Consider the following 9174-nt stretch of genomic DNA (forward strand, 5'->3'; position numbering starts at 1 on the left):
TCACCCCGCTGCTCAGCGTTGTCGATGAGACGGGGCGACAACATCCCCGAGACGTGGCCGATTGCCTATCCGTCCGTTTGGAGTATAGGTAGCGTAGCACCGCCTACCGCTGGCCTTCGAGTTCACTTGGCACCCCAGTGGGAATACTCCCTACAAGAACAGACAAGAACGGTTGTCGGCTTTATGCAGGACAGCGGGTGCCGCGATCTCATATAGCCGCGCGTCATAAGCCCGATAAGAAAACTGTCTGCTGCGATGCGCCGGCGTGGCGCTTACGGGCCTATGCTATGGGGACGGTGCCCGGGGGACTTCACCGGCGCGACGTGTTCTCCGATGGAGCTCGCGGCGCGTTCTCCGATGGGGCCTGGCCGGTAGCCAGAAATTAGTGTGAATTATTGGGTAGCAATAATTGTTGGCGCTAGATTTCGAGTGATCGAGAGGTGGCATGCGGCCCGAAGCGTGGCACGCAGCTTGCACCCTTTCATAAACGCGGCATTCCGCCGCGCCATGGAGAGCACGATGGGACAGCAACAGCAACCCGGCCAAGGCCAGCAAGACCAAAGCAAGCAACAGCAGCAATCCGGTCAGCAAGGCGGCCAGTCCGGCAGCCAAGACCAGAAGGGCGGCCAGCAACAGCAACAGGATCGTGGTCAAGGCCAGCAAGGCGGCCAGCAAGACAAGCAAGGACAACAGGGCCAGAAGGCCGATCAGGGTGGGCAGAACCAGCAAGGCCAGAAGGGTGGCCAGCAAGGCCAGCGCTAATTACCTGCTGGCATAAAGGCTAAAAGCTCGCGGCGGCAATCCATGCCGCCGCTAGGCGCCGCCTCCGCGTGCATGCGTGGAGGCGGCTTTTTGCTTGATGAGCGGCAGTACCAGGCCGACCACGGCGTATAGCAGCCACGCCGGATAGTGCCGCCGGATGTTGGTGGCCAGCCCGTGTCCGCTCACCCCCCCCGATCCTCGGGACTACCTCGATGCCGATCATCAGCGGATAGGTGAAGAGCACCGTCCACAGCATGTTGAAGCCGAACAGCGCGCCCGCCTGTGAATAGGTGGCGATACCGCCGGGATCATCGTCGGCGGCGCCGGTAATCAGTCCCGGGCCGAGCTAGCCGAGCCAGAATCCGGCTGAGTCATGGGCAGAATCTCATCGGCTGGAGCTTTGGTGGTCGTTTCTATGTCAGGCACCATCGTCTGCGCAATGCACCGTTTTCAGCAGAGCATGGGATGCCGCAAGGAATGGTAGGGCCTGAGAGGAGACGCCACGATCGTGGCGAAACCCCGATCCGCTTGTCAGCCGCTTGCACGCGCTATAGCGCCTTGGTGATGGTGCAGTCTGGAACTACTGAGTGCAGGTATCCTCGCGAAGATCCGCTATCTGCTTGCTCTGCGGATCAAATTGACCGGGTTGTGCGGTCTTGCGAGCCTCGTCAGGTTGTTCGGGCCGACGTCTTGCCGGTGCTGGCGGATGCCGCGTCGGGGCCGTAGGTGTGGTCATATAGTTCATAAGCGCCAAACGCCTTGTCGATGTCGAAGATGTGAAGATGTTTGCTCGGTCAGCTACTAATGATAGGCCCTGGAGCGGGCCTACCCAACAAGCGTTACTCGACAGTGTGAGGACGCCGGCGCGATGACTTGCCGGGCGGCACCGGTCAGGTGGCCGCCGGCGCCATCGGAAAGTATGTTGACGGCACGCCACTGTACCCCATGGAAGACGCGCTCGGGCGCGCTGGCATTGCAGTTGGCCGCGGCACGCTGGCGAACTGGATCATCCGGCCCGCGCAATTGCACTACAGCCGGCTGTACGAGGCGCTACGCCGCACGCTGCTATCCCAGCCACTGATCCATGCGGACGAGACGACGGTGCAGGTGCTCAAGGAGGAAGGCAAGGCTGCGCAGAGCAAATCGTATATGTGGGTCTACCTTGCGACACGAAGTCGTTTGCAGAAGTTGTTTCCACTTCAACAGGAGGGAACCATCCGTGTCACCGGATGAATCTAGGGACCTGAATAAAGAGCGGTCCTGACAACGCAACGAAGCACCGCAGGGTGCGGGGTATCAATCGTGAGAGACATACCCTTCTGGCAGCCACACGCCGGATGAGTGCTAGATAGTCGATATGGCGAACACAAGTAAATCTGCGCTAAAGGTCGTAACACATGACAAGCGGAAGTGGCTGTTACGCTTGAACCAAAACGGTAACGAAGGTGGGAGCGGCGTTTGATAGATACGTCCTCGTGACCCATACGCCTTCCGGCCGACAGCAGACGCCTAAGTCGACGTACTTTTGCAAGTGGAACGTGGAAATCCCGTATCGCTCCCTTCGGGGGCAGCAGACCGTAAGGTCTGCCCATGGCGGTGCGGGCGTAGGAACGAGGACAAAGCGAACGCCATCCTGTAATCGGATGGATAGGGATTGCAACATCATCCCACGCGAAAGCGGGCAGACTTCCTTATGGTCTCTCGTCACAAGAGAGTTTATAGAACCATCTGCACAGGAGGAAAGCAAATGGACGCAGCAACACCGGCGTGTGCGCCTCTCGGCGTGGCATGGGACGGCATCAATTGGGCCGATGCCCAGCGTCATGTAAGACGGCTGCAAATCCGTATTGTGAAGTCGACACAGGCCGGCCATAACAAGGCGAAAGCCCTGCAATGGCTGCTGACCCACTCGTTTAGCGGCAAGGCACTAGCCGTCAAGCGGGTGACTGAAAATAAAGGCAAGAACACCCCCGGCGTCGATAAGGCGACTTGGAAAACACCGAGGGCAAAGACCAACGCGATCGGGTCGTTGAAGAGACGGGGTTATTCGGCTCTTCCGCTTCGGAGAGTATTGATTCCGAAGAAGAACGGCAAGACAAGACCTCTGGGCATCCCCGTGATGCGGTGTCGGGCGATGCAAGCACTGCATCTACTGGCACTGGAGCCTATTGCGGAAACCACCGCCGACATGAATTCGTATGGATTCAGGCCGGAACGTTCGACCGCCGATGCGGGAGCGCAATGCTTCGTATGCTTGGCGCAAAAAGCGGGTGCACAATGGGTGTTAGAGGCCGACATCAAAGCCTGTTTCGACCAAATCAGCCACGAATGGATGCTCGCCAATATCCCCACGGACAAGGTGATCTTACAGAAATGGCTCAAGGCGGGATATGTGTATCAGAACGAGCTCTTCCCGACCGATGCCGGTACACCGCAAGGTGGGATTATCTCATCGGTCGCGGCCAACATGACGTTGGATGGTCTCGAAGCGATGCTTGCGGAAAAATTCCCGAGGGCGAAGCAGAGGGGCTTGAAAATGAACATGGTGCGTTATGCGGATGACTTCATCATCACCGGCCACTCGAAAGAATGGCTGGAACACGAGGTCAAGCCCGCAGTGGTTGCGTTTCTGGCGGAACGCGGGTTGATCCTATCGCCGGAAAAAACCAAAATAACACACATCAGCGAAGGGTTCGACTTCCTCGGATGGAATATCCGCAAGTACAACGACGGCAAGCTGTTGATGAAGCCGTCGAAAGAAAACGTCAAAGCCCATCTTGACAAAATCCGGGAAGTCATCAAAGGCAACAAGACGGCCAAACAGGCCAATTTGATAGGGCTGCTCAACCCGATTTTACGGGGATGGGCGAACTATCACCGCCATATGGTCGCCAAGAAAACCTTTGCTCGGGTTGATTCAAATGTCTGGTCAATGCTGTGGCAATGGGCAGTAAGAAGGCATCCGGATAAGGGAGCCAGATGGGTGAAAGATAGATATTTCAAAGCCCAAGGCCTCCGAAACTGGGTATTTGCTGCGACAGAAAAAAATGAGGATGGAAGTCGAAGAACGATCACTTTGCTGAAAGAATCGGATACGCCAATACAGCGGCATATCAAAATCAAAGGCAATGCCAATCCGCACGACCCGAAGTGGGACGCATATTTCGAAACCCGCTGGGGTAAGAAAATGCTGAACTCGCCCCGTGGCCGCGCGAAGCTTTACCGAGTTTGGGTAAGGCAAGATGGTCTGTGTCCGACCTGTCATGAACCGCTCACAAAGGGTACCCCTTGGGATACCCGCTTCATCGTGAAACGAACTGAAGGCGGATCGGACGCGGCGAGTAATCTTCAACTGCACCATCCCAATTGCCATGGAAATCAGTAATACGCTGGAACACAAGTGGTGAAAACGGGTGCCGAAAAGGTGCCTTTGTAGGGGCTTGAGCTGTATGCGGGGAAACTCGCACGTACAGTTCTTAGGGGGCCGGGCGCGGGCAACTGCGTCCGGCTACCCAGCGCAGCGCGGAAAAGTGCGAGCATCCGGTGGTGCTGTTCGACTACCAGCCAGGGCGCGGACAGGAGTATCCGCAGGTATTCCTCGGAGGTTACGAGGGCCTGCTGATGACCGACGGTTACAGTGCCTGGCGCACTCTCGAAGGCGTCACACACTTCGGCTGTCTGGCCCATTCAAGGAGGATGTTCGTTGATGCGCAAAAGGGGCAGAAGAAGCCCAGCGCCCGAGTGCTAAAGGCACTTGAGTACTTCAAGGCCCTGTATCAGGTCGAGACGCTCGCCACGGCAGAACTGCCCGAAGGAGAAGCGCGCGTCAATTACACGTACCGGCTGCGCCAACAGCACAGCGCGCCGCTGCTGAAAGCCTTCAGGGAGTGGCTGGATGAGCAGGCGCCGCAGGTACTGCCGGAGAGCTTGCTGGGCAAGGCGATCGCCTACGCCCGCAACCAGTGGGAATACCTGAGCCGATACGTCACTGATGGACGGGCGCCGGTGGATAACAACGCGGTGGAACGTGACATTCGGCCATTCTGCACAGGGAGAAAGGCATGGCTCTTTGCGGACACCGTAGCTGGCGCCAAGGCGAGCGCCATGATCTACAGCCTTATGCTTACGTGCCGCGCCTGTGACGTTGAGCCATACGCCTATCTGCTCCATGTGCTCACCGAGTTGCCACAGAGGCCGCCCGATGCTGACATCAGCGACCTGATGCCGTTCAACTTCGCCCAGCGTCAAACCGCACCGCCGCATCCTACTTGAACAGGTCGGTTGCGCTCAAGGTGTGCTGAAACTAGCGCTTACTTACTGTGTGTCCAAGAACCTGACGATTCAGTACGATAAGATCCTCTACCTGGTTGCTGATACCCCGGAGCATCGCAAGCTGGCTGGCCACTACATCGACGTCTATCACTACCCCAATGGACGGATCGAGCCGCGGGCAAATGGCGCTGCGCTTCCCTATACCACCTATGATCGCCTATCGGAAGTCGATCAAGGTGCGATCGTTGACAACGAGGGGCTGGGGTATGTGTTGCAGATGGCCCAGTATGTTCAGGAGAAGCGTGACAACCGACGCTCTCAATCTTTGCCAAGCACGGACGGAGTACCACGCAAGCGCGGTAGCCGCCTGGCAAGAAAGCGCGGCGGTCGCTGGACCAGAATGACATGATGGAAGCCCTGGTTAGGCTTCAGAAGCAACCATGGCCATTAAACGGTACAACTGACTGAGCCGTTTTCTCCGGAAATTCCACATGCGGCCAGCATGCATGCCAAGTCTTCTGGAAAGACTGTTTCACGCGTAGCAGCTAACTCACTGAGCGTCCACCAGTGGCTATCAGCCATTACCTCATTTTCCAGCGACGTCCAATGCTCCATCGAGAGGATATCGCTTGATACCCTGACGAGGAAATAGCGCTCCTCCGCCCAAACATTCTCACCGTCGGGAAGCTGCATCGGAAAAGATCGCTCCGCTACATGCTTGCCGACATCGCTTCTCTCAGTGCCTGTCTCTTCAAAAAGCTCGCGGGATGCAGCCTCCTCGAAGCTCTCACCCTCGTCCACTCCGCCACCCGGAGTCGCCCAAAAGGCTTTCCCTGCAAGTGCTCCACGCCTATGTGCAAAGCGGAAAAGCAGTGTCCGGTGAAGGTGGTCCACTACCAATAGTCGAGATGAAGGCCGTAGTCGCATGGGATGTTCTCGTTATTTCCACAGCAGACATTTTAACTTTGCCAGAGTCCGGACATTTGAACTCAGCCTTGACACACGATTTGCCTGCAATGGGTAGCAGTACTTCTCTCTTTGAGGGTCGAGCCCTATACCGGCGTGAAGATACACGGCAGCTACCCAGTCGCGAACGTTACTGACGTCTATAGCCTGCACTACGACGACGTGAAGCTAAGCGAGTTGCACGGCCTCGATCCGAACGCCGCAACCCGCCGCGCCATCGTGCGCGCCGCTGCCGAGATCGGGAGGGTGATGCAATGACGATTCGCGAAGAGTTCGAGGCCTTTGTTCATAGCCAGGGCTTCTTGATGGGCTACACGAATCCCGCCAAGCTGATGGAGCGGATACAAAGCGGGGACTATGCGATCACTTGGGTCCACGGCGCGTGGCTCGGATGGCAGACATCCAGAGCCGCCCTTGAGCCGTCGTTCTACTGGCCAGATGGCGAAGAGGGCGGATCATCGTCCGTAGAGGAAATGGCCCAGGACGCCTATGACTGGGACGGCACTCTCTGGGAGGAGATGGATGTGGCATGTGCATACGAGTTGCCAAAGCGCGTATATCGCTCATTCCTTGATGAGAAAGGCAATGTTCAAGTCGAGCGTATGATGCCCCTGCCCCCGAAGCACAGCCTGACCTTCTGGAACTGGCCGAAGCCCTGTAGACTGAATCCTGTCGCAAAGAGCAGGCCCGTGCCCTAACGCCAGCGAAGCGGAGCTGGTATCAGTCCGGGAGGCGCCTCCAGCGATTCCCCTGAACCCCGGCCCAGTCCGGGGTTTTGCTTTTCCACACCTGACAGCAGCAGACATGGCAAGAAAGAGCTTCGATGGCGACCACACGCCAGCGCCCTGGAAGATCCGCACACCGGGTTCACTTGGGACCACCGACCTCATGATCGCGATGACCTATCCATCCGAGCCAGACGAACGCAAATGCAAGGAGAACGGGCGTCGGATTATTGCCTGCGTCAATGCCTGCGCAGGAATTCCGACCGAGATACTGGAGCAGATGTGGGGGCGCCCCGCATCGAGCGAATGAGGCCTGCTACCCGATTGTCATAACATTGAGCGCGCATGAGAGCACCTGAAACCGTTGATATCAACGGCGCCGCAGATCTGATGAAGATCCACCCCAAGACCCTACTTGATATGATCAATTCAGGCGCCCTGCCAGCGGCACGGATCGGACGGGCCTACGTCCTGATGACCAAGGATGTGCTCGACTACATCCAGCAGCAGATCATCCATCAGACAGCCGAAAGACTCGCCATAAAGGGCAGACGGGCTCTGGTGCAAATCGGAGGGGCCGATGGGTTACGCTCGTGTTTTTGACAAGCGCGAGCCCGCAATGAGTACGCTGAGAGACATCGACTGGTTGTTCAACGGGCGGCACTTCGACCGCGAAGTCATCGTCCTGTGCGTGCGTTGGTACCTGCGTTACAAGCTCAGCCTTCGAGACCTCGTTGAAATGATGGCCGAGCGCGGCCTGTCGCTTTCGCACACGACGATTATGCGCTGGGTCAGACGCTTCACGCCGGAGTTCGTGAAGCGCTGGGATCGGTTTGCGAGATCCGCTGGTCGTTCATGGCGAGTCGACGAGACGTATGTGAAAATCCGTGGCAAATGGGTCTATCTTTACCGTGCAGTTGATCGAGCGGGAAAGACGGTCGACTTCCGGCTCAGCGCCAAGCGCGATGTCGCTGCAGCCAAGGCCTTCTTCGCGAAGGCGATCAAGAGTCAAGGGCTCGCTCCGAAGACAATCACGCTGGACGGCTACGCGGCGTCTCACCGCGCGGTGCGCGAACTGAAGACGGACGAGTTGCTGCCCGAGGACACGACGTTGCGATCGTCGAAGTACTTGAACAACTTGATCGAGCAGGATCATCGCAACATCAAGTCCAGGGTCAGTGCGATGCTCGGCTTCAAACGCTTCAGGAATGCGGCCGTTACGATCTCCGGCATCGAGCTGATGCATCGCATTCGAAAAGGTCAGTTCAACCACACAAAGCTGCGCCTCAAAGATACCACTGCGCCTGCTGTCTGGACGGCGGTACTCTCCGTTCGCTGAAGTTATTGCAAGCGGGGCGCTCTTCGCTTGCCTTCGCTATTTGCACCAGAGCCACAAAGGGCAAGGCCGCCGACTTCGCTCTGCCTACTTGCCCAAGTTTACCGAATGCGGCGCACGGCTTCGAGCATGGAATGCCCCTGACTTGTCAGGCGGGGGTAGGCATCGCCGCTATCATGACCATGCTCCAACGTGACCAGCTTGTGAACCAACAAGGTGTCCAATTGCTCGGGCTCGAGGTCGTCGATTTCCTGCGTGTCGCCAAGTAGCAGTAACGCGGCGATTTCATGCGGGCTTAGCATGTCGCCCTCCTTTGTCGTGGTTGGAAAAAAGAACTACGACTGCTGCCCCGAGCTCGATTCCACAGTGGACGGTGGCGACGGCAGTGGGTCATCGGTGCGAGGAGCTGGGAGCGTGCACCGAACGGCCACAATAGACTTCTTTATCGCCGGCATCAAGTCAGATATATGCGGCAATGCCGCAGAGGGAAGCAGCGCCAGAGTATCGAAAGGTGGTTGACGCGAGCACGCGGTATCAATCTGAATCGGCTGCCCATCTCCAAGGAGCGAGTCCTGATCGACGCCCGGCGCAGCCACCTTTACCGCTTGGCCTGCGCTGTTCATGTCGGCTTTGTCTGCATGACGGACGCACACCCTCGATGCCTACAGACCGCGCCAAATCGAGGGTCGGCCGGGATTCGCGAAATTGAGGCGGAACTGAAACCCGCTAAGAGACATCTCAGCAGCCCTAGCGGCAGCAGCGAACGTGCCATCAAGGCTTTCCCTCAGCCCTCTGGGCCGCGCGGGGCACTGGCGCCTGGGGCTCAGGCTCGGACTCCGGCGTCGTTGCGGCCGCTGGCGCTACCAGATCCAGGGTCCTGGCGAGGGTCGCTTTGAATGCCCCAAGGGCTTGCGTGTAGGCCGGGACGCGGGCGGGGTCGGCGTAGACCATGTCGCCGACGAAGCGTGCGTATTGGTCGGCCAACTCCTCGCTCGCTTTGGCGAACTCCAGCGCGCGGCGCAGTTCGCCGCCGAGGTGTTACGTCCCGCGCAATCTGAGGTTTGGGGAGGGCCGTTTATCCCGCGAACGGCTGGGGCGATTTTCTGAACATCT

9 protein-coding genes and 4 pseudogenes are annotated in these 9174 nt (G+C 58.0%); 10 read left to right on the forward strand and 3 right to left on the reverse strand.

Annotated elements, in window-relative coordinates; genetic code table 11:
• Window positions 1-519: 519 nt before the first annotated feature.
• Entirely contained in the window at window positions 520-762 is a 243-nt protein-coding gene (locus tag ACGLHR_RS23770; protein ID WP_400096622.1) for a hypothetical protein, read from the forward strand.
• Window positions 763-867: 105 nt separating this feature from the next.
• Here the strand turns inward: ACGLHR_RS23770 and ACGLHR_RS23775 are convergent.
• A pseudogene (locus tag ACGLHR_RS23775) lies at window positions 868-1096 on the reverse strand (divalent metal cation transporter); the annotation flags it as partial.
• Between the two features lie 572 nt (window positions 1097-1668).
• Between ACGLHR_RS23775 and ACGLHR_RS23780 the strand changes: the two are divergent.
• The 4 genes and pseudogenes from ACGLHR_RS23780 to ACGLHR_RS23795 form a co-directional block, all read left to right on the forward strand.
• Window positions 1669-1947 (forward strand): annotated as a pseudogene (locus tag ACGLHR_RS23780) (transposase); the annotation flags it as partial.
• A 562-nt stretch (window positions 1948-2509) separates the two neighbouring features.
• Entirely contained in the window at window positions 2510-4147 is a 1638-nt protein-coding gene (ltrA, locus tag ACGLHR_RS23785; RefSeq protein ID WP_400096623.1) for a group II intron reverse transcriptase/maturase, read from the forward strand.
• Window positions 4148-4278: 131 nt separating this feature from the next.
• Window positions 4279-5034: pseudogene (tnpC, locus tag ACGLHR_RS23790) on the forward strand (IS66 family transposase); the annotation flags it as partial.
• A gap of 49 nt (window positions 5035-5083) precedes the next feature.
• Window positions 5084-5502: pseudogene (locus ACGLHR_RS23795) on the forward strand (ISNCY family transposase); the annotation flags it as partial.
• On the opposite strand, the gene ACGLHR_RS23800 reads toward ACGLHR_RS23795, so the two are convergent.
• A complete protein-coding gene (locus tag ACGLHR_RS23800) occupies window positions 5482-5961 on the reverse strand; it encodes an NUDIX hydrolase (protein ID WP_400096624.1) in 480 nt (159 codons plus the stop codon). The pseudogene ACGLHR_RS23795 and the gene ACGLHR_RS23800 overlap by 21 nt on opposite strands.
• Before the next feature lie 111 nt (window positions 5962-6072).
• Between ACGLHR_RS23800 and ACGLHR_RS23805 the strand changes: the two genes are divergently transcribed.
• The 5 genes from ACGLHR_RS23805 to ACGLHR_RS23825 all read left to right on the forward strand — a co-directional run bounded on the left by ACGLHR_RS23805 (window position 6073) and on the right by ACGLHR_RS23825 (window position 8064).
• A complete protein-coding gene (locus ACGLHR_RS23805) occupies window positions 6073-6258 on the forward strand; it encodes a hypothetical protein (RefSeq protein ID WP_400096625.1) in 186 nt (61 codons plus the stop codon).
• Window positions 6255-6698: a hypothetical protein gene (locus tag ACGLHR_RS23810; protein WP_400096626.1), complete on the forward strand. Its 444-nt coding sequence runs from the start codon at window positions 6255-6257 to the stop codon at window positions 6696-6698. The genes ACGLHR_RS23805 and ACGLHR_RS23810 overlap by 4 nt, the downstream gene beginning before the upstream one ends.
• A gap of 106 nt (window positions 6699-6804) precedes the next feature.
• Window positions 6805-7035 (forward strand): hypothetical protein, encoded by a 231-nt coding sequence (locus tag ACGLHR_RS23815; protein ID WP_400096627.1) that lies wholly within the window; start codon window positions 6805-6807, stop codon window positions 7033-7035.
• A gap of 35 nt (window positions 7036-7070) precedes the next feature.
• Window positions 7071-7328 carry a helix-turn-helix domain-containing protein gene (locus ACGLHR_RS23820; RefSeq protein ID WP_400096628.1) on the forward strand — a complete coding sequence of 86 codons (258 nt, stop codon included), beginning with the start codon at window positions 7071-7073 and terminating at the stop codon, window positions 7326-7328.
• A 16-nt stretch (window positions 7329-7344) separates the two neighbouring features.
• Window positions 7345-8064 (forward strand): IS6 family transposase, encoded by a 720-nt coding sequence (locus ACGLHR_RS23825; RefSeq protein ID WP_400096631.1) that lies wholly within the window; start codon window positions 7345-7347, stop codon window positions 8062-8064.
• 98 nt (window positions 8065-8162) lie between these two features.
• Here the strand turns inward: ACGLHR_RS23825 and ACGLHR_RS23830 are convergent, their stop codons facing one another.
• Window positions 8163-8363 carry a hypothetical protein gene (locus tag ACGLHR_RS23830; RefSeq protein ID WP_045237738.1) on the reverse strand — a complete coding sequence of 67 codons (201 nt, stop codon included), beginning with the start codon at window positions 8361-8363 and terminating at the stop codon, window positions 8163-8165.
• Window positions 8364-9174 lie beyond the last annotated feature (811 nt).

Source organism: Cupriavidus sp. CuC1 (assembly GCF_044627735.1).
Lineage (GTDB): Bacteria > Pseudomonadota > Gammaproteobacteria > Burkholderiales > Burkholderiaceae > Cupriavidus > Cupriavidus ulmosensis.